24 protein-coding genes are annotated in these 25,831 nt (G+C 42.0%); 10 read left to right on the top strand and 14 right to left on the bottom strand.

The window, feature by feature from the left end:
- Positions 1-14: 14 nt before the first annotated feature.
- Positions 15-3,122, bottom strand: coding sequence for a response regulator (locus tag DXX92_RS01070; RefSeq protein ID WP_115998735.1), 3,108 nt, complete (start codon positions 3,120-3,122; stop codon positions 15-17).
- Positions 3,123-3,402: 280 nt separating this feature from the next.
- On the opposite strand from DXX92_RS01070, the gene DXX92_RS01065 reads away from it, so the two are divergent.
- Together DXX92_RS01065 and DXX92_RS01060 are read left to right on the top strand one after the other, a co-directional pair.
- Entirely contained in the window at positions 3,403-3,840 is a 438-nt protein-coding gene (locus DXX92_RS01065) for a hypothetical protein (protein ID WP_115998734.1), read from the top strand.
- A complete protein-coding gene (locus DXX92_RS01060) occupies positions 3,833-4,921 on the top strand; it encodes a porin (RefSeq protein ID WP_115998733.1) in 1,089 nt (362 codons plus the stop codon). Before DXX92_RS01065 ends, DXX92_RS01060 begins: the two co-directional genes overlap by 8 nt.
- Positions 4,922-5,186: 265 nt before the next feature.
- On the opposite strand, the gene dcm is transcribed toward DXX92_RS01060, so the two are convergent.
- The 3 genes from dcm to mads1 all read right to left on the bottom strand — a co-directional run bounded on the left by dcm (position 5,187) and on the right by mads1 (position 7,860).
- The gene (gene dcm / locus DXX92_RS01055) at positions 5,187-6,458 is read right to left on the bottom strand and encodes a DNA (cytosine-5-)-methyltransferase (RefSeq protein WP_115998732.1); all 1,272 of its coding nucleotides are present in this window, start codon (positions 6,456-6,458) and stop codon (positions 5,187-5,189) included.
- Entirely contained in the window at positions 6,451-7,488 is a 1,038-nt protein-coding gene (locus DXX92_RS01050) for a restriction endonuclease (protein WP_115998731.1), read from the bottom strand. The genes dcm and DXX92_RS01050 overlap by 8 nt, the downstream gene beginning before the upstream one ends.
- Before the next feature lie 192 nt (positions 7,489-7,680).
- Positions 7,681-7,860, bottom strand: coding sequence for a methylation-associated defense system helix-turn-helix domain-containing protein MAD1 (gene mads1, locus DXX92_RS01040; protein WP_115998729.1), 180 nt, complete (start codon positions 7,858-7,860; stop codon positions 7,681-7,683).
- A 327-nt stretch (positions 7,861-8,187) separates the two neighbouring features.
- Between mads1 and DXX92_RS01035 the strand changes: the two genes are divergently transcribed.
- The 3 genes from DXX92_RS01035 (at position 8,188) to DXX92_RS01025 (ending at position 10,409) form a co-directional block, all read left to right on the top strand.
- Positions 8,188-9,168 carry a plasmid recombination protein gene (locus tag DXX92_RS01035; RefSeq protein ID WP_115998728.1) on the top strand — a complete coding sequence of 327 codons (981 nt, stop codon included), beginning with the start codon at positions 8,188-8,190 and terminating at the stop codon, positions 9,166-9,168.
- A gap of 723 nt (positions 9,169-9,891) precedes the next feature.
- Positions 9,892-10,221 carry a hypothetical protein gene (locus DXX92_RS01030; RefSeq protein ID WP_115998727.1) on the top strand — a complete coding sequence of 110 codons (330 nt, stop codon included), beginning with the start codon at positions 9,892-9,894 and terminating at the stop codon, positions 10,219-10,221.
- Positions 10,218-10,409 carry a helix-turn-helix transcriptional regulator gene (locus DXX92_RS01025; protein ID WP_115998726.1) on the top strand — a complete coding sequence of 64 codons (192 nt, stop codon included), beginning with the start codon at positions 10,218-10,220 and terminating at the stop codon, positions 10,407-10,409. The genes DXX92_RS01030 and DXX92_RS01025 overlap by 4 nt, the downstream gene beginning before the upstream one ends.
- 89 nt (positions 10,410-10,498) lie before the next feature.
- Here the strand turns inward: DXX92_RS01025 and DXX92_RS01020 are convergent, their stop codons facing one another.
- Together DXX92_RS01020 and DXX92_RS01015 are read right to left on the bottom strand one after the other, a co-directional pair.
- Positions 10,499-11,728: a tyrosine-type recombinase/integrase gene (locus DXX92_RS01020; protein WP_115998725.1), complete on the bottom strand. Its 1,230-nt coding sequence runs from the start codon at positions 11,726-11,728 to the stop codon at positions 10,499-10,501.
- A 183-nt stretch (positions 11,729-11,911) separates the two neighbouring features.
- Positions 11,912-12,778 (bottom strand): YicC/YloC family endoribonuclease, encoded by an 867-nt coding sequence (locus DXX92_RS01015; RefSeq protein WP_220347617.1) that lies wholly within the window; start codon positions 12,776-12,778, stop codon positions 11,912-11,914.
- Positions 12,779-13,063: 285 nt separating this feature from the next.
- Here DXX92_RS01015 and DXX92_RS01010 point away from each other — a divergent pair, with 285 nt between their 5' ends.
- Positions 13,064-15,181 carry a TonB-dependent siderophore receptor gene (locus tag DXX92_RS01010; RefSeq protein ID WP_115998724.1) on the top strand — a complete coding sequence of 706 codons (2,118 nt, stop codon included), beginning with the start codon at positions 13,064-13,066 and terminating at the stop codon, positions 15,179-15,181.
- Between the two features lie 105 nt (positions 15,182-15,286).
- On the opposite strand, the gene DXX92_RS01005 is transcribed toward DXX92_RS01010, so the two are convergent.
- The 3 genes from DXX92_RS01005 to DXX92_RS00995 are packed head-to-tail and all read right to left on the bottom strand — an operon-like array spanning position 15,287 to position 18,206.
- Positions 15,287-16,996: a GMC family oxidoreductase gene (locus tag DXX92_RS01005; protein WP_115998723.1), complete on the bottom strand. Its 1,710-nt coding sequence runs from the start codon at positions 16,994-16,996 to the stop codon at positions 15,287-15,289.
- The gene (locus tag DXX92_RS01000; RefSeq protein WP_115998722.1) at positions 16,993-17,646 is read right to left on the bottom strand and encodes a gluconate 2-dehydrogenase subunit 3 family protein; all 654 of its coding nucleotides are present in this window, start codon (positions 17,644-17,646) and stop codon (positions 16,993-16,995) included. The genes DXX92_RS01005 and DXX92_RS01000 overlap by 4 nt, the downstream gene beginning before the upstream one ends.
- Before the next feature lie 32 nt (positions 17,647-17,678).
- The gene (locus DXX92_RS00995; protein ID WP_115998721.1) at positions 17,679-18,206 is read right to left on the bottom strand and encodes a DUF255 domain-containing protein; all 528 of its coding nucleotides are present in this window, start codon (positions 18,204-18,206) and stop codon (positions 17,679-17,681) included.
- Between the two features lie 284 nt (positions 18,207-18,490).
- Between DXX92_RS00995 and rph the strand changes: the two genes are divergently transcribed.
- Both rph and pyrE read left to right on the top strand, forming a co-directional pair.
- Entirely contained in the window at positions 18,491-19,204 is a 714-nt protein-coding gene (gene rph, locus DXX92_RS00990; RefSeq protein WP_115998720.1) for a ribonuclease PH, read from the top strand.
- Positions 19,205-19,238: 34 nt separating this feature from the next.
- Complete coding sequence (gene pyrE / locus DXX92_RS00985; RefSeq protein ID WP_115998719.1) at positions 19,239-19,880, top strand: orotate phosphoribosyltransferase; 642 nt, start codon at positions 19,239-19,241, stop codon at positions 19,878-19,880.
- Between the two features lie 112 nt (positions 19,881-19,992).
- On the opposite strand, the gene DXX92_RS00980 is transcribed toward pyrE, so the two are convergent.
- The 5 genes from DXX92_RS00980 to DXX92_RS00960 form a co-directional block, all read right to left on the bottom strand.
- The gene (locus DXX92_RS00980; RefSeq protein ID WP_115998718.1) at positions 19,993-20,667 is read right to left on the bottom strand and encodes an alpha/beta hydrolase; all 675 of its coding nucleotides are present in this window, start codon (positions 20,665-20,667) and stop codon (positions 19,993-19,995) included.
- 159 nt (positions 20,668-20,826) lie between these two features.
- Complete coding sequence (gene hemE / locus DXX92_RS00975) at positions 20,827-21,897, bottom strand: uroporphyrinogen decarboxylase (RefSeq protein ID WP_115998717.1); 1,071 nt, start codon at positions 21,895-21,897, stop codon at positions 20,827-20,829.
- Positions 21,898-22,345: 448 nt separating this feature from the next.
- On the bottom strand, positions 22,346-22,783 hold the full coding sequence (dtd, locus tag DXX92_RS00970; RefSeq protein WP_115998716.1) for a D-aminoacyl-tRNA deacylase: 438 nt from the start codon (positions 22,781-22,783) through the stop codon (positions 22,346-22,348).
- On the bottom strand, positions 22,784-23,755 hold the full coding sequence (gene pip, locus DXX92_RS00965; RefSeq protein ID WP_115998715.1) for a prolyl aminopeptidase: 972 nt from the start codon (positions 23,753-23,755) through the stop codon (positions 22,784-22,786). It abuts the gene before it with no gap.
- Positions 23,756-23,812: 57 nt separating this feature from the next.
- The gene (locus DXX92_RS00960) at positions 23,813-24,820 is read right to left on the bottom strand and encodes a virulence factor BrkB family protein (protein WP_115998714.1); all 1,008 of its coding nucleotides are present in this window, start codon (positions 24,818-24,820) and stop codon (positions 23,813-23,815) included.
- 100 nt (positions 24,821-24,920) lie between these two features.
- Between DXX92_RS00960 and DXX92_RS00955 the strand changes: the two genes are divergently transcribed.
- Both DXX92_RS00955 and DXX92_RS00950 read left to right on the top strand, forming a co-directional pair.
- Positions 24,921-25,154 (top strand): hypothetical protein, encoded by a 234-nt coding sequence (locus DXX92_RS00955; protein WP_115998713.1) that lies wholly within the window; start codon positions 24,921-24,923, stop codon positions 25,152-25,154.
- Between the two features lie 2 nt (positions 25,155-25,156).
- Complete coding sequence (locus DXX92_RS00950; protein WP_115998712.1) at positions 25,157-25,807, top strand: DUF2959 domain-containing protein; 651 nt, start codon at positions 25,157-25,159, stop codon at positions 25,805-25,807.
- Positions 25,808-25,831: the final 24 nt, after the last annotated feature.

Here is a 25,831-nt window from a genome sequence, read left to right as displayed (position 1 = left end):
TAGATAAACAAGTATCAAACGGACGACATGAGATTTTCAATTTCACTGTAAAGCTTTTCACCCTTTACCGGTTTGGGCACATAGCCATTCATGCCAGAGTCAAAGCAGCGCTGAATATCGTCGTCCACCACACTCGCAGTCAGGGCAATAATGGGTGTTGCTGTCAACCCTTGTTGCTGCTCAAACTGCCTCACTTCAACACTTGCAGCAAAGCCGTCTTTAACTGGCATCATAAGATCCATCAAGATGACATCAAAGTCTGGTGACTTTCGATAAAGCTCTAGTGCTTCTTCGCCATTGGCCGCCACTTGGTAATCATAGCCAGCTTTTTCTAACAGCAATGAGGCGACTTTTTGATTAATAGGATTGTCTTCAACCAACAGTACATTAACGCCACGATTAACAATGTTCGCTACTTTTGAAGCCAATGCGGGTTGCTCTTTTGATTTACGCAGGGCTTGCGACATTGCATGGTTAATGCGTTCGAACAAAATATCGCGCTTAAATGGTTTGGGTACAAAGTCATTCATGCCCGCGTCGTAACAACGTTCAATATCCTCTTCTAACACGCTTGCAGTTAAGGCAATAATTGGCGTTGCAGGCAGCTCATTATTTTGCTCATACAATCGGATTTCACGGGTTGTAGAAAAGCCGTCTTTCACGGGCATCATGCAGTCCATCAACACGACATCGTAATTTTTACCTTTAGTAAATAGCGTGATAGCTTGCTCGCCATCATCAGCAATATCGAACTGAAAACCAGCCGATGCGAGCTGTAAGCTCAACACTTTTTGATTGACGGGGTTGTCTTCAACTAATAAAACCGAACCGCTAGACAGTGTTTTGGTCTCGTTAGGAGCTTTAACACCACCACTGTTAATATACTGCTGACAGACCTCTAACGCTTTCACCAAACGATTACCCAACAACGGATAAGTCAACATTGCGGTAACTTGTTTGCCGTAATCGATTTCAGCTTTGGTTAATTGGCGAACCAGGCAAATTGCCGCGTTAGCATTGGCTAGCAGAGTCATATCATCACGAATAGAATCAGTGTCGGCTCCTTCACTTACCACATAAACAACAATCAGATGAGTACTATTGGCAGTAGCCAGCAGTTTATCTAACGACTCTACATGATAGCGCAAATCAATCCCCATATAAGCAAGAGAGTCTGACAATTGCTCTGTAATCGTCGCTTCTCGACCGACGACGGCAATATCAGCGAACGCTTGTTTGTTATGGTATTGATAATCTTGTTCAATGCTTGCTAGTGCTAACGTAAAGTAAAATCGACTGCCCTGTCCTTTCGTTGAAACAAGCCCGAGCTCGCCGCCCATTAATTCAACTAATTGACGACTGATGGCTAAACCTAGACCGGTGCCTTGAAATTGTCGAGTGATTGAAGCATCTTCTTGCGCAAATGGTTCAAAAATATGGCGTTGTTGTTGCTCGTCAATTCCTATACCAGAATCTGCCACTGAAAAAGTAATCAACGGGCTGCCACCTTTCTCTCCTTGGTAGTTCATACTTACCGTGATGTCGCCCTTATGGGTAAACTTAACGGCATTTGACAGCAAGTTCATCAATACTTGGCGAATGCGATGATCATCTGCACTTACCCGCGCAGGAATGCGATCATCCAACTCAAGTTTCAGTGTTAATGGCTTTTCTTTAATTTTCGGCGCAACAATCGCAGCCAAGTCATAAATGGTCTCGCGCAGTGCTGTCGAATGTAAGCTTAAACACAATTTGCCTGACTCAATTTTTGAGAAGTCTAAAATATCGTTGATTAGCGCAAGCAATAGATGCGAGGACGTTTCGATGGTGTCTAGGTAGTCTTTTTGAACAGCGCTTAATTGTGTAGTTGCGAGCACTTCTGACATGCCAATCACACCATTGAGTGGCGTGCGTATTTCGTGTGACATATTCGCTAAAAAACTGCTTTTGGCTCTACTTGCTATTTCAGCTTCTTCTCGGGCCACTACCGCCTCATTTTTCGCGACCAGTAAACGCTGCTGACTTTCGTTGCGTTCAGCATTCAAACGTTCTACTTCCTTCGCAAAACTGGCTAATTCATCGCGACCGTCAATTTGCTCTGAAAGCTTAGTATCAGCTTTTCCCTCATTGGCCAAATAATCCAGTACTAAAGTAAGGTTGTGGATAATTCGCTGCCCTAAACGAAGACCAGCAACTAACACAGCAAGAACCAAAAGTGTAATAGCGATGACAACGAATAAACGCTGCTGCTCGAAGGCTGTAACATGGCGCTCGACTTCCTGTAAAAGCTGTCCTGAAATTGCACCAGCAACCTCTTGGAATAAGGCTAAACGCGTTGCCAACGCCTGCTGACCTGCCATCATTTGCTCAGGTGAAATAGGTACCGCGGGCTCGCTTAATACTAACTCACGAAATTGCTGGCTTTCCACAAAGGCAGGATTAGAAAAGGTGGTCAGCATAAGGTTAATTTGATCAGGCTCAGCATTAATCACCACAAAGCGCCCCATAAATAGTTCTTGTTGCTGGATCAGTGCTCTTATTTGTACCTTAAGCTCATCTTTAGTGAAGCTTGACGCTTTAGTTAACGCACTAAGCTGTTGGATTTGCCAAGCTTCTTCCGCTGACCAAAACAGTAACCAATTTAGCTGTACTAATGCTTTCAAGTGATTATTGACACTAGCTGGCATGGCAACCAAAGTGCGCTCTTCCACCGATAGTAAGAGTTCTTGATAAACTTCAACATGCCAAACTATATTGTCGATGCGGCTTTCACTATCTTCACTATCAACAATTGCTTCTATGGTTTCACGATATTGTTCAATCAGAGGGTGAATTTCAGCAAATTCGTGTTCTAAACCTAACTGTTCGTTCAATTTGCCTGTGATCGAAATAATAGCGTCTGATTTACCGTTACTATTATCTGAGCGCAATTGGTGGGAATTGGCATTAAGCTGCGCTAGTGAGTCTAACTGGCGCGCCATATTTTCAGCACGTTTTAGTTGACTAACTTGCTGATTAATATTGATTACTTGATGACCAGCCAACAACACAATGGCGAACGCTGGGATGACTACCAAGCCCCAAATCTTGTGCTTGATAGTAAGTCGATTCCATAACTTCAATGCAGGTGTCCTGTTACCTCAACATACGGCTGTGCTTAGAGCTTAGCTTATTTTGGCTAATTTATCTCAAGCCTACCGCTGAATTATTGTTGCAAACCATGATTTTCATCAATATCCGCTATTAATTTGTTTAGGATCATACGCTTGCTTATTCACAAATATCAGCTACCTTAATAATTATCGCAAGGAGAGATTTTGGTTCAGGATGCACCACAGACGTTTCAAACCTACCGTTACAGCCCCATGTAAACTATCAGTCAGGCCTAAGCAATTAATATACTTGCTCGCTTGGTTATTCTGTACTGCGTTGATTTTCCCGCAGACACTGCATGCCGCTGAAAACTACGCCATCATTACTCTAAATAAAGACTTTAAAAAGCTCAGTAAAGGCAAGGCTAGAATGCTATATCGCGGCAAAGCTAAATCGCTGCAAGGTAAAAAAATAGAGCTTTCTGATTGGCCTAATAATAACCAAACAAGAAACGAGTTCTATCAGCTCTTATTAGGCAAAGACGCCGCACAAATGAGCGCCCATTGGGCTGGCCTGTCATTTTCCGGTAAAGCCAGACCGCCAAGAGAAATGAAAACTAGTTCACTGGATGAACTACTGCAATGGCTTTCACAGAAGCCAACACGCATCGGCTATGCCCCATTAGAATCTTTACCTGAAAGTGTGACCGTACTGTATGTGGTTAAAAAGGATAAAAATCATGAATAACAAGTTAATCGCAGCATTGTCAGCAGTGGCGATTAGCTTTGATGCTCTCGCCGCTATTGAAATTAATGACAACCTCAGCCTCAGTGGCTTTGGCTCAACGTCAATCACTAGAAGTGATAATGAAACACCACTTATTATCAACCGCAATATCCTTGATGAAACCTGTTGGGATTGTGACACCACCTTTGGTTTGCAACTCGATTATTACCAAGAATCTTTCAAAGCATCTGCGCAAGTCGTTAAACGCCCCAGAGATAAATGGCTTAATCCAGAAGTAGAGTGGGCGTATTTAGGTTATTCATTCGGCAACGTTGAAGCGCGAGTAGGTCGACTTCGCCTGCCCGTTTTTCTGGCTTCTGAATATTATTACGTTGGCCATGCCTACCAAAGTGCGAGACCACCCGAAGAGGTTTACAACTCTATATTAGGCATCACCGCCTATAACGGCGCTAATGTGGTCTGGAATTTTGACCTTTATGATGAGTATCAAGTATCGTTCACTCCGTTTATTGCCTTCGATGATGACAATACCTTAGAAGTTACCAGCACATTTGACGTAGAAATTAATGTTAATGATATTCTCGGTGCCAATGCACAACTTGAAGGCGACTATTTCCGCTGGAACTTTACCTACTTTGATGCCGAATATGATCAAAAATTTATCATTAAAAATCCAGCCCCAGGCATTCCGCTTTTAGTGCTAGACCAACCTGATCGTCGCTTTGAGTTGTATTCTCTTGGCGCTGAATACAACTTAGGTAATTGGACGCTAACCGCTGAGCGACAACTAGGCAATGTGCGCTCTACTTGGTATACCATGGCGTCGTACCGAATTATGAAGCTATCGCCTTATGCGCTATATGGTGAGACAAAAACCAAACGCACCGACATAACAGATTTCGACGGTAAATCTGGCAGTAGCTTCGTCGCAGGGGTTCGCTACGATCTTCGCCATAACTTATCGCTCAACCTAGAATGGCAGCAGTTTAAGAGCTTTGGCAACCAACGCGGCTCATTTACAACAACCCCGCAAGAGCCAGACGCACAAACCTACACCCTGATGTTTAATTTTGTTTTTTAATCAAAACTTCGAATTCGAACCAACAAAAAAGGAGCGCATGGCTCCTTTTTCTTATTCAAATCGGTGAGGAGTTAACTATTCAATGTTTTGGATCTGAATGACAGGTACGAAGATATAATCATTTAATTTCAATATTATAAGTTTATATTTCAGAAATTAAAAATAAGCCTGTCAACAAATCTGTAACCACAATGTTCAGGAGCTAAAGTGGCAAATTAAAACAAGGTAAATCTTATTTTGTGGATTGCCGTAAAATGTATTTCTCTTAGTGGTTATTAGATAAAAAATCTAAAACTACAGCTTTTATTACAGGAACAGAAACTCCATTTCCCATTTGTTTATATACCGCAGAGTCGTCATCAAGCAACTCATATGTATCAGGATAACCTTGAAGCCTTGCACACTCCCTTGGTGTTATTCTCCTAGGAATATTGTTTTGGACAATACCTAATCTATTGCAGTCGCTAGCGGTTAAAGTTATAGATATCCCATCAGGATCCAGAAATTTAAATACTTCAAAAGACATATTTCCGCAAACGGGATTATATTTTTTATCATAGCAACTTAAGTAGCCTTTACTAATAAGACTACTAGTCACATCTTCAAAATTTTCTGCGTGATAGAAAGTTTCAATTTGTTCTTTAGTAAGACTTTTTCCATCTTGATGTGTGCCAAATATTTTCTTTCTACGATTTGCGATAAGTAGATTCATAAATTCAATTTCATCAGGAGAACAATCGCCCTTTACACCCATTTCCCACGAATGAATTGATCGACCACCTCGATAATCTATTAATCGGTACCCGTGTAGGTGCTCAAAATTATTACCTACTACTTTAGAAAGCTTCTCTGTAAATTCATGAGTACAGATATACTTTTTATCAACGTCAGTTAGTGGTAATAATATGTCTTTAACAGAGGCTGGACGATGGGGGGATTGATCAAAAATGTCACTTTGGTATTTCAAGTTTTCAACCTTATACTTATGCGTATCGGCAGCCCCTAGATCACTGTTTATCGTTAGTTTTATTTCTGATTTCAATATTCCGACAATGTATATCCTTACCCTATTCTGAGGTACATCAAACTTACTTGAATTTAGTAATACAAAATCTATTGAATAGCCCAAGTTTTCCAAAGATGATTTAATCGTTTCAAATGTTCTACCTTTGTCATGAGTTGTTAAACCTCTCACGTTTTCTAACAAAAAGTACTTAGGCTTTTTCTTTTTCAGAAGACGTTCTATATCGAAGAACAAAGTTCCTCTAGTATCAGAAAACCCTTTTTGTTTGCCTGCATATGAGAAAGCTTGGCATGGAAAGCCTGCCAACATGAAATCAAAGTCTGGCAGTTCGTTAACTTGAGTAATATCAGATAGTGGATTTTCACCAAAGTTAATTTCATAACTTTTGGCAGCTTTTTTATCTATCTCTGAGCTGAATACACACTTATGTTGAATTCCTAAATCATCGCAAGCCTGCTCAAAACCAAGTCTAATACCGCCTGTCCCTGCGAATAAATCAATAAATTTAATCATATAGTGTTCTAATCCACTCCGCTAATACTTCGAATTCAGCTTCACTATATGCAACAGTGCATTCGCTATTTTGGCAAATGGTTGAAATAGCTGAACTCCTCTGAAAATTACCTGCACCATCAAGGATATATGCGATATGATGTCCTGCATTTCTCATCATTCTATATCTATCTTGAGCTTGCCCTGCTTTACGCTCAATAGTGCTATTCGTTGTAACCTGAAAGCTGATCTCTATTCCTACCGACTTTTCGTTTTTTGTTACCACTACATCAAACGGCATACCTTGAGCTTTTTCATACTCATCTAACTGAATTGTTCCGTTACTTACCACCGTGTAACTGCTGCCCAACGAGTCTTTCAAGAATTGAACTACTTCTTTCTGTGCTAATTGACCGAGACTATTAGATGTCGCACCGCCTGTAATACGACTTACCATTATGTAGCGTTTTTTGACATAATCTTCTAGCAGTTCCGATTTGCCTAATAATGTACCCACTTCGCATGAACTGAGCGCAGCTTCGTGTGAAACTGAACTAGTAGATCCAAAAAGAAGAATAATAATCATATCTTTAAAAAGAGAAGATAGTTCGGATTGTTCAACCAGTAGTCCCTCTCCATCTATAAGAAGCTTCTTGTTTCCCAGCCCCCTTAGAGGTAGACATTCAAATGAATACTCATAATTATCACCTTCCCATGAGAATGAAATTTTATGATTGCCATCAGCCTGCTTAAATATATCGCTGAAAGAGCGTCCTAACCTCTGAATAGGCTCACCACCATAGTCCGCAAGCACGCTAAGGTGCTTTAAAAATAAATTCACTGGAAACTTTGAAGCGATTAAGATGTCAAAAATTTGGAAAGGAGATTCTTTACATAAATTTAGTATCGACAAGAAGTCTTTTTGAGACTTTAATAGACTTGGAATTATACTAACATTTGCGTTTTTATCAGTTAGAGATTCAGGCCACCAAAGAACTGCGTTAGCTTCTAATGCACTTATATCCCTATTGTAGTTATGACTTGATTCCATAATATTTCTTTCCTTTTTCCTCATGAGTCACTATGACTTTTTCTGCAATAAGTTTATCCAATGTGCAAGTCACTTGTGTTCGTGTTAATGATGTTTTCGTTTGAATTTGAGATAACGTCAAATGAGCAGAGCTTAGTGCCTTCAGCACTTTATTAATGTAGCTAGGCTTTGGAGGCAACTTATTAAAATAACTTAACATGACTTCACCTTTTGACTATTAATCCAGTCATCTACATCTTTCAACCTGAAGCGCCAACTTCCGCCAACTTTAAAGCCTGGAAGTTTACCTTCCGCTGCTAGGCGATAAGCCGTCTTTTCTGTCAATTTAAGATATTCAGCTAGCTCTTTGAGTGTGAATATTTCGTCAGACATATTTAGTCCTCAATTTGAATACACGCATACTATGAGAAAATTAAGGAATAAACAAGAATAATAAGTGAATAACGGGACTAATGAGTGGTTATGCAGAGTATTCGTAACTTATCTGTTTTAAAACAATCCATTAGCTAAAGAGGTTTGCGCACGCTAGACATTTTGCCTCTTTTAAACAGTTTCTTGAATGTTAGATTCTTAGTATGAGAACAAAGATAAAACACCTTTGTGTACTCACTACACTTTTAACGAGTTAAAAGACGCGAGTCGCTTCGCGAATGAACTCTTCGAGTGTGAAGAAAAATACTTAAACAAACTAAAACTAATATGAGAGAAATACATTCAATTATAAGAATTGAAAAAGTCAAAACTTACGGCCAATTGGCCGCCAAAAATAACCACAATCACAGGTTGATTGATGTTCCAAACGCTGATGCAAATACTGACATAAAATGCCTGATTGGAAGCAGTGATATTGTAGATGATGTAAAACAGCATTTAGTCAGCAAAGGTATCAACCCTCATAAAATCAGAAAAAATGGTGTAATTTGTAACGAGATAGTTGCAACCTTATCGCCTGATTTCTTCATCGACAACAAGCTCGATTTGAGAGGTAAATTCAATAAGAAAAACACTGTCGAATTCGTCAACATTGTTAAAAAATTCTTGATTGATACCTACGGTGATAACTTAGTGAATCTGGTTATTCACTTGGATGAAACAACACCACATTTGCACGCGATTATTGTTCCTGTCTATGAAGATGTAGCGTCAGGAAGCTTTAAACTAGCTGCTAAGCGCTTTTTCGACCGACCTCAATTGCAACTACTGCAAAAAAGATATTGTGCAGCATTTCGGTATTTAAAAGGTTATCAGGTTACCTACCAAGAAAAGTCTTCTGCAAAGCATAAAGATATAAAGACGTTTTACTCCGAGATTAATCATACTAAATTGGACTTTGAATCTGAATTAATAGAAAAAGAAAAGATAATTAGCCGTTTAAGAGATGAGCGCACTCGCCTGCGCCGCGAAGTAACGCATTATCAAGTAGTGCTTTCTAAAGTTAAAAAATATGCCAAGAAAGTGGAGGAGGCTTTGGCTTATTTTCCAGAACAATTTACTCAAAACATTGTCCAGATGATCACAAAAATTATCTGCGTTGGTGATGTTAAATATGATGATCGGGTTATTGAGCTTAAAGTAGATCATAGTGATAATGTTCAACCTGAGGATAAGCGTATAGAGGACAAGCCACAAAGGAAATTACAACCCTTGTCACCATTACGTAAACCTAAACCAAGACCATAATGTTATAAATACGTTCCATTGCTGGCTGAGGCTTAAGGATTTCTTATTTTGCCAGCAAACAGAGTCCCATAGGCGTTTGCGTGAAAAGCATCGCTATCTTGGGATCTGGCTAAGTTGAAAAAAGAGTGGTATTAACTTGCCGTGGGAAGTTCGCATGTGAGTATACTAGCTTCCTGAATGAACTTAACGACATGCCTCACCTTGTCGCCCCCGCATGCTTCATTCCCTGTTTGATGCTGAAAATAGTTAGCCCTGCTTATTTTTTACTGTGGTTGCTGGTTGGTTTGCCCGTATTCCACATTTTTTAACATCTTTTCCAAACAGCCGTCGTGCACTGATACTCGCGGTGTCCTTGTAATATCTGAGCCAAATTTGATCCAAAAAACATCTTTCATCCAAACCAAATCGTAAAAGCTCTATAGCTTTTCGAGTGTCAAACACTGCTCCTTTAAATGTGTACCACTTAAAAACCTTTAATCAAGTGAGACAGTACGAGTTACTTTTTGAAGCTATACCTAGAGTGGTCAGATGAGTTAAAAAATAACCAGATTTTTATTATAAGAAAAATTTTAACTTACTGATTTCAAAGAAAAGGCAAGCAAGGGATGTGAATAATCTCCTTTAAAAACAATCGCTTAAGTTGAAAATAAATTTGGCAGTTTCAAAATAACGCTCTATTCTAATGCCAGTCACAACGACTTTAACCAAACATTAGGAGTTAATATGATTCTTTTAGGAATGTTAAAAAATTACATCGATTCAAATTGGCCAAGCAAATCGTCAATGATGGTCGCTATAGCCGCTGCAACTGTGTGTAGTGATCGTTATGGAGTTTCACTGTTGACGCTTTCAACTGACTTGGATAGGGAGGGAAAGAAGTTAGTCTTCTTTTTAATGAATGCAACTGATTTACCCGATTTCAATGCATCAAGTAGAGCTAAAATGTTTGACTATTTAATGCAAGATCACTTGCTAGGAAGAGTCAGAAAAGGCGATGTCAACGATGCTCACTCACGTCAAATACAACGCACTTTAAGGATGAAATCAGAATGAATAATTCGATTCAGCTAGTTAGGGCAGAAGAGCTTAGAAAGCTCTTAGGGGTAAGTGCTTCAACTTTATGGAGAATGCGTCAACGCAAAGAAATACCAGCCCCTATTTACTTATCTGCAAGAATTATTGCTTGGGAAAAACAAGTAATCTCTGAGTGGATTAAAGAAAGGGGGCACAAGTACCATTAATTACAAAGTACACAGCCTGTTAACGAAGTAATTTTCAATCATTAAGAAAATTAAAATGTTGACTGGCTGTTACTTTGTTTAGATTATTTTTAATTCACCCTACACATAACCTCTACAGCAAGTTTTTCAAGTGCCTCTTTTCTTTCTTCAAAATAATCATGCCTATCATATATCCCTTCAACTCCTTTAATTTTGTGGTTTAAGCAACGTTCTGCTATGTGAGGTGGGATACCTAAAGAAGAAAGTAAACTTCTACAGGTGCGACGCAGATCGTGAACAACAAAATACTCAATACCAGCTTTCCCTAAAACGTTAGGAAAAGGCTTATTCTTTGAGCCAACTTTTTTCCCAAATAGTTTAGCTAACGCGTGGTTAAGAGTATCATCAGAAATGTACTTTCTTCTCTGACTAGCACGCCTATTCGGAAATAGGTAATCTGAACCAAGTGACCTAACTTTAAGCTCTTCAAATAGCGCTATTAGCTTATCGGGCAATGGAATGATTATTTCGGCTTCAGTTTTAGTCCCATCAGGCATTAATAACCATGTTTTCTTTTCAAGGTCAACCGCTTGCCATTTAGCAGAAATTAGTTCCCCCTTTCGCACTCCAAGGCAAAGTAGAAGTAACAATGCTATGTAGTTTTCTCTTGTAAACTGATCGCTATTTTCACTGAGTACCTTAAATACAATTTCAACTTCATCAAATGACAATTTTCTAGTTCGTGCTTTTTCTTTCCCGCCCGCATGCTTAATTGATATAGCAGCCGCTGGATTATACTTAATCGCGCTCTCTACCACCGCTCGGTCAAATATTTGCTTACAGTAAGCTAGAGCATCATTAGATATCGTTGGTCTACCGCTGTCATTAATTGACTCAACTATTGCTAAGATATCTGTCGGTTCAACGTCGGATACGGCAAGTTGCCCAATCCGTGGAAAAATTTCTTTTTTATATACACGAGCAGGTATATGTGGATGCTTTAGATCTCGCTCACATATTCTGAGCCATTTTTGAGCAATGTCGTCGACGGTTTTAAATTTAGCTTTTTTTGGGCGCTTTCTCTCCAAGACTGGATCTTTACCATCTTTGATGAGCTTTCTGACTTCCGCGGCTTTGTCTGGAGCATCCGCTAGTGTTATTTCATCAGCTTTGTTCCCATAGCGTCCAATTGTGTACTGTTTCCGTTTTTTATTAAATGTATATCTCAAGACCCAAAAAGGAGTGCCTTCTTCACTTATTCGAAAATATAGCCCCCTCCCAATACTCTTGTTTACAGGCTTTCCTTTTTTAATCAGAGCTTTCAGTTGAGCATCATTCATTGTCAGAAATAGATTAGCTGGTGACAGGTGTATTAATTAAAGCAAAAAATGAATCACCTGTCACCGAAACTGTCACCATTAAAATGAAATATGGTGACAGAACAAGAAGGATTGTGAAATGAGTAGCCTTGTAAAACTCTTATTATTATATAGTTTTGGGCTAAATTGACCTAAAATGAATTGTCATTCAATATTCTGGATCTGCTCACGCATCTGCTCAATTAACACCTTCAACTCAACTGCTGAATTCGTAATATCAGCATTAATCGATTTCGAACCTAATGTATTCGCTTCACGATTAAACTCTTGCATCATAAAGTCTAAACGTCGGCCTTGCGGGCCACCTTTTTTCAAAATGCTGCGGGTTTCTTTAACATGGCTAAATAGGCGGTCAATTTCTTCATCCACATCCATTTTTTGCGCCAGCAGTACCAGTTCTTGTTCAACGCGGCCAGATTCTGGCTCAATGCCCGCATCATTAAACTTCTCAACGATGCGATCTTTTTGCCATTGAATGATTTCCGGCATGTGTGCTTTAACTTTTTCCGCTTGCTCGGTAATGCCTTCTAAACGCTGCTCAATAAGCGCTTTCATGTTTACACCCTCGCTAGCGCGAGCAGCGATAAAGTCTTTCAATGCTTGGTCAAAGCCGGCAAGAATATCTGCTTGAATCGCATCCATATCGGTTTCTTCAGCTTCCATTACACCTGGCCAGCGCATAATCTCGAATGGATTTACTTGGCTATTTAATGTTTGCTCGTTTAACCAGTTTGCGTGCTCTAGTAGTTGCGCAGCTAGATCTTTGTTTAAGGCGAGCTTGCCCTTGGCGGCAGGATTAGCGCTAAAGCGCAGGCCACACTCTACCTTGCCACGGTTTAGTGCTTTGCGAAAACGTTCACGTAGCACGGGTTCCATTGAACGAAATTGCTCTGGCAAACGGAAGTAAGTCTCTAAAAAACGTTGGTTAACTGAGCGGATTTCCCACACAGCGTTACCCCAGTCACCCTTCACTTCAACGCGGGCGAAAGCGGTCATCGAATGAATTGTCATAATCTTTCCTATTAACAAATTTTATAAGAATGAAGCATGGTGAATTATGCCTGAGCCCAATGGCACTCACCAGCAAAATAACAAATCATAAAGCTGGGCGTAAAACTTACGTATTCGCAGCCGCTTTTAGCTTGCGCCCATACTGATCCAAAGAATAAACATCAGAACTTTATTTCTCAAAAGCTTATACCAGCCAAATAAATTCAAATAGAAATTAGACATCGCAATTGATAATCATTATCATGCGCATCTAAAAATTATATCCCGAATAAAAGTACTCTCAATATGAAACACCATAAACTTAGTTTAGCCATTGCCAGTACGATATTAACGTCTGCAATGCCTATCGCTCAGGCGGCAACGCAAGATGTTGAAGTGATCGAGGTCACTGGTCGCGCACAACAGTTTTACTTAGATACCAATACCAGTGTTGGTACCAAAGCACCGGCAGACATTATTGATTTGCCAATGTCTGTTGATGTCATTACCAATCAACTAATTGTTGACCAAGCAGCACGTAACATTACCGATTTATACCGCTCCATTGCAGGTGTCAGTGAATTTAGTTATTCCGGCGTAACCTTTCGTGGCTTTAGGGATGATGCCAACGTGTTTTACGACGGGGTGCGCGGCGACCCTTACTCAGGCTTTAGTGTACCCCAGGTATTTAACGTGGAACGTATTGAGGTATTGAAAGGCCCAGCAACTGCACTTTATGGCGGTGGTGAGCCCGGTGGTATGATCAACTATGTTACTAAAAAGCCAACCTTCACTGAAAAACGCGAGTTAAATTTCACTGTTGGTAATCGTTCATTAGCAGGTGCATCTGTCGATATGACGGGCGGTATCACCGACAATCTAGCGTTTCGCTTTGGCGCATTTTACGAAGAGGAAGACAGTTTCCGCGACAATGCTGACAGCGAGAATACCGAAATTGCTGGTGGTTTACTCTATGAATTTGACGCCGACACCAGCCTAACCACCACCTTTGATTACGTTGAACAAAACCTTGGCGGTAACCGCTTACGCGGCGTACCTGCCGACGACAATGGCAACTTTATTGTCGATCGCGAATATAACGCCAATGAAAAATTCGACTACCAAAACTTAGAAGCGCTGACACTGCAAGCAACATTGAAGCACAGCTTTACGGACAATTTAGATGTCAATGCAACTGTGCGCTACATGGATAACGAGCGTGAACAGGCTTACCACGAATCACGCAGCTGGGTTGATGTGAATGGTGATGGCGAAGCCAATATTGACGATGAGACCATTCGACGCGAGTACCGCGATCAATATCGAGCCAATGAAGAGCTAAGCCTAACCGTTGATTTTGTTTATGAACACGAATTGGCAGGCATGGCCAACCAGTTATTGTTCGGCGGTGATTACCACGACGTTGACACCGAATATGACTACTTGCGCGCTCGTTACGAAGCTGATGGTGTCGGAAACCTAAATATTTTTAAGCCAAACTATGGCGAAACTGACCCATCAACATACAACCTTCGCGATTTAAACCGCGATGGCATTAAGCGTGAACGTAACAGCTTCTACGTGCAAGACAGGTTATCCTTGACCGGACAATGGTCAATTATGCTTGGCGCTCGATTCGATCAATTTGACGAAACCAATAAAGAAAGCGGTAACAGCTACGACGACAATGATGTTACGTACCGCGCCGGTGTTACTTACAAACCAATGGATGACTTATCGCTATACGCCAGTTATTCAGAAAGCTTTAACCCTGTAAGCCCTGACGACTTTGAAGAAGGTGCTGGCGAATTAGAGCCAACCACAGGTGATCAAATTGAACTCGGTGCGAAAAAATACTGGCTAGACGGCCGTATTTTCACCACCATCGCGTTTTATCAAATTGACAAGGAAAACTTAGTCATCGGCAACCCTGATTTCATCGACAGTGATGAAACCCCGAATATTCCACAAGTGATCAATTTTGGTTTAGTGGAAAGTGATGGTGTTGAACTGACGTTAGTCGGCGACTTAACCGACAACCTAAGTATTACTGCGAACTACGCTTACAATGACACGCGAGTAACGCGCGGTGATACCCGCAATATTTCAGGCTCAGGCAAATTTGTTAATGCGCCAATGCATCAAGCTGGTTTATGGACACGCTACGAGCTTGCGAATATCGACTCTTCAATCGCCTTTGGTATTGATTATGTTGATGAGCAAATTAGCTTTGATAACCAGAAAGTGAAGTCATTTACCGTATTTGACGCAAGCTGGACAACTCGTTGGGATGATGTCTTGCTAAGCATTAATGTGAATAACATTTTTGACAAAGAATATGCTGCCAGTGGCTTTAGTGAGCGCAATGGCCACTTCCCCGGTGAATCAAGAAAAGTAGTTGGTCAGCTAACCTACAACTTCTAGTTGCGCAACAGCGTTAAGCGCTATTTAGTTAATAAAACGCAAAAGGCCCAGCCATTTATAAAAATGGTTGAGCCTTATTTTTTCGTACGCTTATACGCTTAGTAGCTAAGCTTTACTAACTTGCCATTGCTGTTTAATTTGCTCAGCAACACGAAATGCATTGGCGTAAATCGTGTAAGTGTATGGCACGCTGCCACCGGTTGGCATAAAGGAGCCATCGGTAACATATAAGTTATCCACTTCATGGGCACGACAGTTTTTATCAAGCACTGAGGTTTTGGGATCATTACCAAAGCGACAACCGCCCGCCATCAAGTTCGTTGGTGGGTAGCTGCTAACCGATGAATAGACATTGGTGGCACCTAGCTCTTTCAATACCGTTTCCGCTTTTTTCGCGATATATTCACCTACTTGCAAATCTTGCTGGTGATAACCAATTCGTACTTTCGCGACTGGGTCGCCCCATTTGTCGGTGACTTCATCGTCCAGTGAGACAAAGCAGTCATCGTTTGGCATCCAATCGTTAAACACTTCAAAGCGCAAGGTGCGATAGGTGGTGAATTCCTGCTTAAGGTTGGCTTTTAACTGCTCACCCCACACCAGTTGATCGTCTTCATCGTATTGCGACCCCATGGCACGCGCGATTGGGTTTTGGTGGAAAAGAAAATCTATGGTGCCACCTTTTGCTTTACCGCCATTATTAGCGCCAGCAAAAGCGTCATCGTCAATTTCGTACCAGTCTTGCAATGCGCGGTTTACAAATGGCCCTACTGTCGTTAGTTGTGCGACTTGCTCGTCGCTAAGTTGGTCAAAATCAAAGTCACCTCGACCCGTTCCACCGGCACTAAAAACTAAGTTTTTACCCACTTGGCCATTGTTGTTGGCAAGACCGTTCGGGAACTTAGCGCCTTTTGACGCTAACAATAAGCGTGATGTTTCCACCGCTTGACAAGCGACCACATAAATACCCGCCTGTACTTTCTGTTTCTTGCCTTTGGCGTCGTAATACTCAACGCCAGTGATCTTGCCCTGCTCATCGCTAGCAATGTTAAACACTTTTGAATTAGGCTTGATAGTAAGATTACCTGTCGCCACAGCATGATTAAGCAATGCCGCTCGGCCACTACCTTTTGCTCCCGACGAACAGCCATAACTACTACAATACCCAGAATATTCACAACTGCGACGCCCCATCGCAGGTTGCGATAGAACCGCACGTGGCACTGGGATCGGGTGATAACCTAAGTCGCTGGCGGCTTTGTCAATCCAGCCAGAAACTGGATGTTCAGCAATTGGCGGATAAGGAAAATCCTTCGAGCGTGGTTCTTGGTGTGGATGTTTAACAACCTTTCCGGAAACCCCAACTTGCTCATCAACCATGGTATAAAACGGCTCAAGATCTTCGTAGCTAATTGGCCAGTCAGCAACATTAGCGTCTTTAACGGCACCATAAGTAGACTTCAATTTAAAGTCGACCGGTTTTAAACGATGGAAGTAACCACTCATAAAGTTTGATGAACCACCAACAACATTGCCGTTCCAAAAGCTCCAGCCAGAGTTTTCAGTAGACTCACCTTGCCAATAAGTTGAGCCATCGTTGCGCTCGTACTCTTCTTCTATCACATGGCGCTCGTCAGCCAACGACGGGTTATAAGCATCGCGTAAGCTGATCGCTAATTCATCTTTATAGAATTCTTTTTCGGTCAGCCAAGCGCCCTTTTCCAGCACTAACACTTTCGCGCCAGCTTTAGCCAGCGTATAAGCCACTGGCGATGCGCCTGCACCACTACCAACAATACAAATATCGTACATCATGCTTTGCGTTTATCCTCTGTTGATAGGTTCTTTACGGAAATGCGGTAGCGCCCTGGAATTTCATAAAAGCGCTTACCTTTTTCAGGTAGCGGGAAGCCCGCTTGATGATTAAGCCATTGCCAGCCAATACCATTAGGGTTACCACCGTATGCTGGTGGCGATAACATGGCCTCATAAAGGTAGTTAATCAGCGTGTTGATCCAGTTGTGGCCAGCTTGCGAGCCACTGATTTTACGCAGAATGGTTTCTTTTTCTGACGTTTCCAATTCAACAAACGGCTTTTTCAGCTGACTTTGGCTAAAGCCGTTAAGCCAGCCAACACCTTTTTCAATAAAGGCCTTTTCTTCGCTGTCTATCGGCTGCTCGTCAACCACATTGTATAAGTAGGCTAATGCTTGAATTTCTTTGGCACCCGGGCCAGACGCTGAACTTGGTAATAAATGATTTAACACCGCATCAAGCGTGCGCCAAGGATCTTGTTTGATAAGCGTGTCCAAGGCTGAAGTTTGCGCCGCTAACACGGGCAGTGGCAACGTAGCAATCGCGGTGGCACCAGCCGCCGACTTTAACATCTGGCGACGCGACATATGCTTCGATAATTTGCGTTCTAGCCAGCGTGGTGTTTTGTATAGGGGATCAAAAAATGACATAGATTTAAGCTTCTTGTTATATTCGCACCAGCCTAAGCTTTTGGCTCAATTTGTTCGGTTTCTGGTTTCAATTCATCAGCTTTTGGTTTCCATTGGTCAATGAAGGACAACCAGTTTTCACGCGAATATTTACCATCTTCTTGCAGCTCAGCGGTATCTTTTGATAACACCATTTTACCTGCCGCAGTCGACACATACATATGAGGGTAACCCAATACTGGCGGCAAACCTTTCATAAAGGCTTCGTTTTCATTGCTGTCACTGACATTCACTTTCAAAATCACAAATTCTTGATGCAGTTTGTTGTAGATGTCAGGGTTCTTCTCTAAAAAGGCATCCATTTTGTGACACCAAGTACACCAGTTACCACCAATCTCAATTAATACATTACGGTTCGATGCTTTAGCAAGTTTGATAGCCGCCACCGCATCTTTAAACGGATCGCGCTTATCGTCATAAACCTTGCTATAAAGCGGCAAATCACTTTTCTCTTGTGCTGCAACTGCGCCACTAAAACCTAAAATTGAAACCATTAACAAGGTGGCAATTACGTACTTCATTTATCTCTCTCACAACCAATATTCTGGTTAATAGACCAAAGCCTAAACCATGATCTTTCACACTACCTTAATAATAGTCGCTCAGTACTTCGCAGAGAAGCCGTTTTAAGCAGAAAACCTCGCCTTTATCTGACTAAAAATAGGTAACTACTAGCGCTAACTATCCGTCGCAGTGTATCAACTTCTGGGCACGATATGATTTGTAAAACATAATGAAATAGCCGTGTAAAATCGCGGCGATACGCTTATAATTGCCAGCAATTTTATTTGACAGGAACCTAACTATGCGACCAAGTGGCAGAACGCTGGGCCAGATTCGTCCAGTAACCATTACCCGCCAATTCACCGCCCATGCCGAAGGCTCAATTTTAATTGAATTTGGCGAGACTAAAGTGATTTGTACCGCAACCGTAGAAGAAGGTGTACCGCGCTTCTTGAAAGGCCAAGGTAAAGGTTGGGTAACTGCTGAATACGGTATGCTGCCGCGTTCAACACACACCCGTATGCGCCGTGAAGCTGCCGGTGGTAAGCAAGGTGGCCGCACTATGGAAATTCAACGTTTAATTGCACGAGCATTGCGTGCAGCAGTTGATTTAAAAGCACTTGGCGAAAATACCATCACCATCGATTGTGATGTTATTCAAGCTGATGGTGGCACGCGTACTGCTTCAATTACTGGTGCTTGTGTTGCCTTAGTTGACGCACTTAACTATATGCGCGCCAAAGAAACCATCAAAACCAACCCGCTTAAGCACATGATCGCGGCGGTTTCAGTTGGTATTTACAAAGGCCAACCAATTGCTGATTTAGAGTATTTAGAAGATTCTGAAGCAGAAACCGATATGAACGTCGTAATGACTGAAACCGGTAAGCTAATTGAAGTACAAGGCACCGCCGAAGAAGAGCCATTTAGTTTTGACGAAATGAATGAAATGATGCAGTTAGCAAAACACGGTATTAACGAGTTATTCGATATTCAAAAAGCGGCATTAAGCTAAACAGCAAGCACTGGTAATAGTAGGTAGAAAAACCATGAAAGATTATCAACGTGAATTTATTGAATTTGCACTAAGCAAGCAAGTGCTTCGTTTTGGCGAATTCACTTTAAAGTCTGGCCGTACGAGCCCATATTTCTTTAACGCAGGCTTGTTTAACACAGGTGGCGATTTAGCCCGTTTAGGCCGTTTTTATGCCGCTGCATTAGCGGATAGCGGTATTGAGTTCGATTTGCTGTTTGGCCCTGCCTACAAAGGTATTCCAATTGCCACGACAACAGCGGTTGCACTGGCAGATCATCACAATCAAGACGTGCCATACTGCTTTAACCGTAAAGAGGCGAAAACTCACGGTGAAGGTGGCAACCTTGTGGGCTCAGCACTGGAAGGCAAAGTGATGCTGGTTGATGATGTGATCACCGCTGGCACGGCCATTCGTGAATCAATGGAAATTATCCAAGCCAATGGTGCTGAATTATCTGGTGTGCTTATCGCCCTTGATCGTCAAGAAAAAGGCAAAGGCGAGCTATCGGCGATTCAAGAAGTTGAGCGCGATTTTGGCACAAAAGTGATTTCAATTGTGACTCTAGGTGACTTAATTAGTTACTTAGAAGAGCAAGATGATATGGCGGATGCACTTGCGGCAATTAAACAATATCGTGAAGATTATGGTATTTAATTCTATCGGCTAATTCTCGGCCTAGATTGGCCGTTGTAATAAAAATTTAAAAAGTACTTGGTCAACAAGCCAAGTACTTTTTTATTTTGGACGAGACTAAAATCTCGTCTAACTACTTAAGCAATCGCGCTGTTAACCATTGAGCAATATCATTAATTTGCTGTGGTACAAGATTGTGCCCCATCTGATAACTTTGCCATTGCGTATGATAGTTAGCTTCAACTAATAATTGATGCGCTGTTTGTCCAGCCATATACGGCACAACTTCATCCTGTTCACCGTGATGTTGTAAAATATCCGTCGCCTTATTCGCCTCATGGCACTGCTCTGGCAGACTATCACTAGTTGGTAAATAGCAGGACAAAGCTAAAATACCCGCCAGCTTTTCTGGGTAACGTAAACCTGTGAATAAGCTCAATACGCCACCTTGGCTAAATCCGGCCAACACAATGCGACTTGCAGGAATGCCTGCATCAATTTGCTCCTGAATTAACTGCTTCACAAGTACTTCTGACTTTAGCACTCCATCCATATCTGCACGATTGTGCAAATCCATACTTTTAATGTCGTACCATGAACGCATGACAAAGCCTTGGTTTATCGTCACAGGCTGCATCGGTGCATGTGGAAAAACAAAGCGTATTCCGTGGTTAGCAGGTAAGTTAAATGCCGGAACAATGGGGGCAAAACCGTCACCTGAGTCGCCTAAACCATGCAACCAAATAACACAGGCCGATACTGGTGCGTTCTGCTCGACAACAATGCGCTCTAACGCAGAATCAGACATAGTGATTACCTTGAAATGTATCTAGAGAAAATCCGTCGATAGTAGCAAGCTAATTTTGTAATGAACAGGTTCGCTATTTACCGAGATCTAAAGTTAAGTGCACAAAAAAGGCGCTACCGTGAGGTTAGCGCCTTTGTTAGTTGAGCTTTTTTGCCCTATCTATTTAGCATGATACGGCTTACTTAAGCGATGCACTGCTTCAATAAAGTGACCTGCATGCTCTGGGTTCACGTCTGGGTGAATACCATGGCCTAGGTTGAAAACGTGGCCCGTTCCAGTGTTACCAAAGCCTTTTAAGATAGTCGCGACTTCTTGCTCAATACGTTCTTTCGGTGCGTAAAGCATTGATGGATCCATATTACCTTGCAGTGCAACTTTGTCACCTACACGTGCTTTCGCGTCTTCAATATTAATAGTCCAGTCAAGGCCAAGCGCATCACAACCGGTTGCCGCAATACTTTCTAACCACATACCACCATTCTTAGTGAATAGCGTCACGGGCACTTTGCGACCTTCGTTATGACGGGTTAAGCCATCAACGATTTTGTGCATGTATTGCAGTGAGAAATCTTTGTAGTCACGAGGTGATAACACGCCGCCCCAAGTATCAAATACCATCACTGACTGTGCGCCAGCTGCAATTTGTGCATTCAAGTAGCTGATCACTGAATCTGCTAACTTGTCTAATAACAAGTGCAAGGTTTGTGGCTCTGCGTACATCATTTTCTTAATTTTAGTGAACGCCTTTGAGCTGCCGCCTTCAACCATGTAGGTTGCTAGCGTCCAAGGGCTGCCAGAGAAGCCAATTAGTGGCACTTGGCCATCTAGTGCTTTACGAATTGAACGTACTGCATTCATCACGTATTGCAGTTCACCTTCTGGATCTGGTTGGCCGATTTTTTCGACATCAGCTTTACAGGTAATTGGACGTTCAAATTTAGGACCTTCACCCGTTTCAAAGTAAAGCCCTAAGCCCATCGCATCAGGAATCGTTAAAATATCGCTAAATAAAATGGCAGCATCTAGCGGGAAACGACGAAGTGGCTGAATAGTAACTTCTGTTGCCAGTTCCGTGTTACGACACAGTGACATGAAGTCACCAGCGTCTTTGCGAGTTTCTTTGTACTCTGGCAAATAACGACCCGCTTGGCGCATCATCCAAACTGGGGTGTAATCTACAGGCTCGCGTAACAAGGCACGCAGGTAAGTATCGTTCTTTAATTCAGTCATGCTTCAGTCGTTCTAGTCAAAATCTGCGCGCATTCTACCACTGCCTAGAATTGAGATCTATTAAGCCTCAGCATTCATCAGCGAAGCATTGATTTATATTAAGATTCTTAGTGACAACTTGGTTGACGGCACATTCTCTCCCGAGCAAAATTGTTAACATTTTAGTTACAAATGTCATCAACATGTCAACCAGTTCTAAGAAGATAGCAACATAAATTACCGTAATTTTCGTAGTAAAAATAATCAATTATTGTGTAAAAACAGTGTTGCAATCGAAAAATGACTTTGTTATAAAATGTAACGCGCTAGTTAAGAAAATAACTAATAAGAAGCTTGTTTTAACAAGACCACACAGCGAGCATTTCAGGCCTTACTTCGGTAAGGCTTTTTTATTGCCGAAATTTAGTGTGAGGGGCAGTATGGTTTTAATTGAGGTTTTAGTTGAGATTTAAACGGTGAGTTGAAACGTCACCGGCCCATCGTTTAACAATGACACTTTCATATCAGCCCCAAATATTCCTGTTGGTGCCTTAAATCCTTTTGCTCTTAGCTCACGTGTGAAAAACTGGTACAAACCTTTGCTCATTTCAGGGGAAGCTGCACTGGTAAAGCTGGGACGCATACCGCGCGTGGTATCTGCCGCTAAGGTAAACTGCGAAACCACCAAGATATCTCCGCCAGCTTGCTCAACATTAAGGTTCATTTTGCCTTGCTCATCTTCAAATACCCGATAACCAGCAACACGTTCTGCAAGTCGCTTAGCTTTCTTTTCATCATCATTAGGTTCAATGGCCAGCAGTACCAATAAGCCTTTACCAATTTCTCCGGTAGTTTCATCTTCAACCACAACATTGGCATGGCTGACGCGCTGAATTAATGCAATCATCTATCGTTGTTTTTGTTCGTCTAGGAATGCCGCCATTGTATCGGTTGCTTTGCAAAAAGCATCTATTGTTTGCGACTCAAAGCCACTATGCCCAGCACAAGGGAGAATTTGTAGCTGCGCATTTTGCCATTGCTCAGCGAGCTGGTAGGCGACGTCAAGCTGACACACCATGTCGTATCGGCCATGCAATAAAATTGCAGGAAGGTGCTTAATTCGGTCAATGCTATCGAGTAGATATTGACCCGGTGTTTGGCTAAATTGAGCAAAAAAATGTGCTGAAATAATGGCCATACACAGCGCTTGGTGCTGATCAGAAATATGGCTTTTGTCGATTGGGTGATGTTCAATCGACGACAACCTAAGCTCCCAGATATACCAAGCTTTGCTGGCAGCGGCTACCGCCAATTCGTTATCAGAAGCTAGCAGCTGTTGATAACCTGCGAGTGGATTTTCTCTATATTCTTCAGGCAGCAAGTCAACAAACTCTTGGTAATATTCTGGAAAGAACTTTGCCGCACCATTTGCTTGATATAACCAATCCAGTTCTGGCTGTGTCCCTAAGAAAATTCCGCGTAAAATAAATGCTAGTACCTTTGAAGGATGTGCGATGCCGTAAGCAATCGCTAAAGTTGTTCCCCATGAACCGCCGCACAACAGTATTTTATCAATACCTAAGTGCTGTCGAATATGTTCAATATCGTTAACGAGGTGTGCTATGGAATTCTGTTCGATTGACGGCGACGGTTTGGAACGCCCACAGCCACGTTGGTCAAACAAAATAATGCGATATTTTTCAGGATCGAAGTAACGGCGATAGTTTTCACTACAGCCAGCCCCTGGCCCGCCGTGCAGATAGACAACGGGCGTACCATTAATATTACCCGATTGCTCAACATAGAGCTGATGGTGATCATCAACCGCTAACCACTCTTGGCTATACGGCGATATTTTAGGAAATAGAATACGTGACATCGCGAACTAAACTCCGATATTCACCAATTACGGTGATACTAGCTAATTGTAGTGGCTTTACACGACTTTGCGCTCTTGCGCCTGATTATCAGGCTTTTTTATCACACTGCTGACAGGCTTTGTGGTCTCTTCACTACACTCATCACTATGCTCACTACTTTGCTCAGCTCTATCACTTTTTGTCGGGGGGTTGTTAGCAATAGATTCAGCGCTAAGCCCCGTTACCGAACGCGGAAATGTTTCAATCGTCGCCGTAAATAGTGCGCCAAATAGCACCACTAGCCATGATAAATACACCCACAAAAATAGAATAGGAATACCGGCTAGCGCGCCATAAATGGCTTGATAAGAAGGTACTTGCGTAACGTATAAAGCGAAGCCTTTTTTGGCCACTTCAAATAACACAGCCGCGATAACTGCGCCGCTTAACGCATGTTTAGCAGCAACGGTTTTATTCGGGACGACCAAGTAAAGGATTAAGAATGCCAGCATAGAAATTAGCATGGGCAGCGCTTTTATCAGAATACTGCTGATGCCAAGAAAGTCATAGTCACCAAATGACGCTAGCGAGACGATATAAGAAGTCGCCGCAATACTGCCGCCGGTAAGCACTGGCCCAAGCGTTAACACCATCCAATACATCGAAAACGACGTAATCACTCGACGCTTTGCTTTAACTCGCCAAATTTTATTTAAACTTTTATCGATGGCAGAAATCAGTAATAACGCGAATAGAAACAAGAAAATAATTGCAATCGCAGACATCTTCGACGCGTTTTCAACAAAGCCTGACAGGTAAACCTGCACGGTATCACCAGCAGCAGGCAGAAAATTGCTATAAACAAAGTTTTCTATCGTGGAGCGAATATCAGCAAAAATCGGAAACGCTGTCATGACCGACAGCATCACTAAGACCATCGGCACTAATGACATCAAGGTAACGTATGACAAATAACCTGCAACAACGTGAATTTGATCATCCGTAAAGCGTTTGGTGAGATGTTGAACAAAGGCCAGTATTTGGCGAGGTGCAGGTAAATGTGTCTGAAGCTTGTTGATGAACATATAAATTTACCGATTTATAGTTTAAACACTAGCGGCTTTATACTATGCTTAAACTGCAATGATTTTAAAGAAAATATAACATAATTAATAGGATATAACTATGTCAGGACAGGGTTCAGGTGGTAACGTTATCGCCGCGATTTGTAGCTTTTTTATTGCCGGCTTAGGCCAGTTAGTGCAAGGCCGAATTCTTGCTGCCATCGTGTTTTTTCTGCTTACTTGGGTGAATTACACACTCGCTGCAACGGGCATTTTATTCTTTATGGCACTCCCCGGTTTTATTTTCCACGTTTGGGCCATTATTGATGCAGCCCGCTATAAGGGCAGCAGCTAATTATGCGTATTATAAACCTGCTAAAAGTTGCGGCTTTAGTACTGTTGTTACAGGGCTGTCAATCAGCCTACTACTCCGCCATGGAAAGCTTCGGCAAGCATAAGCGAGATCTACTGGCTGACGAAGTTGAAAACGCACAAGAAGCTCAGCAAGAGGCTCAACAGCAGTTTGCCAGTGCACTAGAACAGCTGTCGACGCTTATCGCGTTCGATGGCGGCGACTTACAAGATCAATTTGAAGCCACAGAAGCACAATACGAAGCGAGTGTTGATGCTGCTGATGCAGTTTCAGAGCGCATTGATAATATTGAAAACGTTGCTGATGCACTTTTTGATGAATGGGCTGATGAAATAGAGCAGTACTCCAGTGCGAAACTGAAAAGGCAAAGTGAATCTCAGTTAAGAGACACTCAACGTCGTTACCAGCGCTTGCTCAGAGCGATGCAGCGTGCTGAAGGTAAAATGGCACCCGTGTTAGCAGCTTTGAAAGACAACACTTTGTACCTCAAGCATAATTTAAATGCCAAGGCGATTGGCGCACTTGAAGGTGAGTATCAAGATATTAAAACAGATATTAATGCCTTGATTAGTGAAATGAATAAAGCCATTAAAGAGTCTGAGCAATTTCTTTCATCACTATCGTCTGAAAACTAGACATCAAGTGATTCCACCTCAATC

Origin of the sequence: Thalassotalea euphylliae (assembly GCF_003390395.1) — a bacterium.
Lineage (GTDB): Bacteria > Pseudomonadota > Gammaproteobacteria > Enterobacterales > Alteromonadaceae > Thalassotalea_F > Thalassotalea_F euphylliae_C.
This window is presented reverse-complemented; position numbering and strand designations above follow the sequence as displayed.

What these genes read in the sequence shown, in the direction of transcription:
- DXX92_RS01060 (WP_115998733.1), top strand. Translation starts at nt 3,833, where the DNA reads ATGAATAACAAGTTAATCGCAGCATTGTCAGCAGTGGCGATTAGCTTT.
- dcm (WP_115998732.1), bottom strand. Translation starts at nt 6,458, where the DNA reads ATGATTAAATTTATTGATTTATTCGCAGGGACAGGCGGTATTAGACTT.
- DXX92_RS01050 (WP_115998731.1), bottom strand. Translation starts at nt 7,488, where the DNA reads ATGGAATCAAGTCATAACTACAATAGGGATATAAGTGCATTAGAAGCT.
- mads1 (WP_115998729.1), bottom strand. Translation starts at nt 7,860, where the DNA reads ATGTCTGACGAAATATTCACACTCAAAGAGCTAGCTGAATATCTTAAA.
- DXX92_RS01035 (WP_115998728.1), top strand. Translation starts at nt 8,188, where the DNA reads ATGAGAGAAATACATTCAATTATAAGAATTGAAAAAGTCAAAACTTAC.
- DXX92_RS01030 (WP_115998727.1), top strand. Translation starts at nt 9,892, where the DNA reads ATGATTCTTTTAGGAATGTTAAAAAATTACATCGATTCAAATTGGCCA.
- DXX92_RS01025 (WP_115998726.1), top strand. Translation starts at nt 10,218, where the DNA reads ATGAATAATTCGATTCAGCTAGTTAGGGCAGAAGAGCTTAGAAAGCTC.
- DXX92_RS01020 (WP_115998725.1), bottom strand. Translation starts at nt 11,728, where the DNA reads ATGAATGATGCTCAACTGAAAGCTCTGATTAAAAAAGGAAAGCCTGTA.
- DXX92_RS01015 (WP_220347617.1), bottom strand. Translation starts at nt 12,778, where the DNA reads ATGACAATTCATTCGATGACCGCTTTCGCCCGCGTTGAAGTGAAGGGT.
- DXX92_RS01010 (WP_115998724.1), top strand. Translation starts at nt 13,064, where the DNA reads ATGAAACACCATAAACTTAGTTTAGCCATTGCCAGTACGATATTAACG.
- DXX92_RS01005 (WP_115998723.1), bottom strand. Translation starts at nt 16,996, where the DNA reads ATGATGTACGATATTTGTATTGTTGGTAGTGGTGCAGGCGCATCGCCA.
- DXX92_RS01000 (WP_115998722.1), bottom strand. Translation starts at nt 17,646, where the DNA reads ATGTCATTTTTTGATCCCCTATACAAAACACCACGCTGGCTAGAACGC.
- DXX92_RS00995 (WP_115998721.1), bottom strand. Translation starts at nt 18,206, where the DNA reads ATGAAGTACGTAATTGCCACCTTGTTAATGGTTTCAATTTTAGGTTTT.
- rph (WP_115998720.1), top strand. Translation starts at nt 18,491, where the DNA reads ATGCGACCAAGTGGCAGAACGCTGGGCCAGATTCGTCCAGTAACCATT.
- pyrE (WP_115998719.1), top strand. Translation starts at nt 19,239, where the DNA reads ATGAAAGATTATCAACGTGAATTTATTGAATTTGCACTAAGCAAGCAA.
- DXX92_RS00980 (WP_115998718.1), bottom strand. Translation starts at nt 20,667, where the DNA reads ATGTCTGATTCTGCGTTAGAGCGCATTGTTGTCGAGCAGAACGCACCA.
- hemE (WP_115998717.1), bottom strand. Translation starts at nt 21,897, where the DNA reads ATGACTGAATTAAAGAACGATACTTACCTGCGTGCCTTGTTACGCGAG.
- dtd (WP_115998716.1), bottom strand. Translation starts at nt 22,783, where the DNA reads ATGATTGCATTAATTCAGCGCGTCAGCCATGCCAATGTTGTGGTTGAA.
- pip (WP_115998715.1), bottom strand. Translation starts at nt 23,755, where the DNA reads ATGTCACGTATTCTATTTCCTAAAATATCGCCGTATAGCCAAGAGTGG.
- DXX92_RS00960 (WP_115998714.1), bottom strand. Translation starts at nt 24,820, where the DNA reads ATGTTCATCAACAAGCTTCAGACACATTTACCTGCACCTCGCCAAATA.
- DXX92_RS00955 (WP_115998713.1), top strand. Translation starts at nt 24,921, where the DNA reads ATGTCAGGACAGGGTTCAGGTGGTAACGTTATCGCCGCGATTTGTAGC.
- DXX92_RS00950 (WP_115998712.1), top strand. Translation starts at nt 25,157, where the DNA reads ATGCGTATTATAAACCTGCTAAAAGTTGCGGCTTTAGTACTGTTGTTA.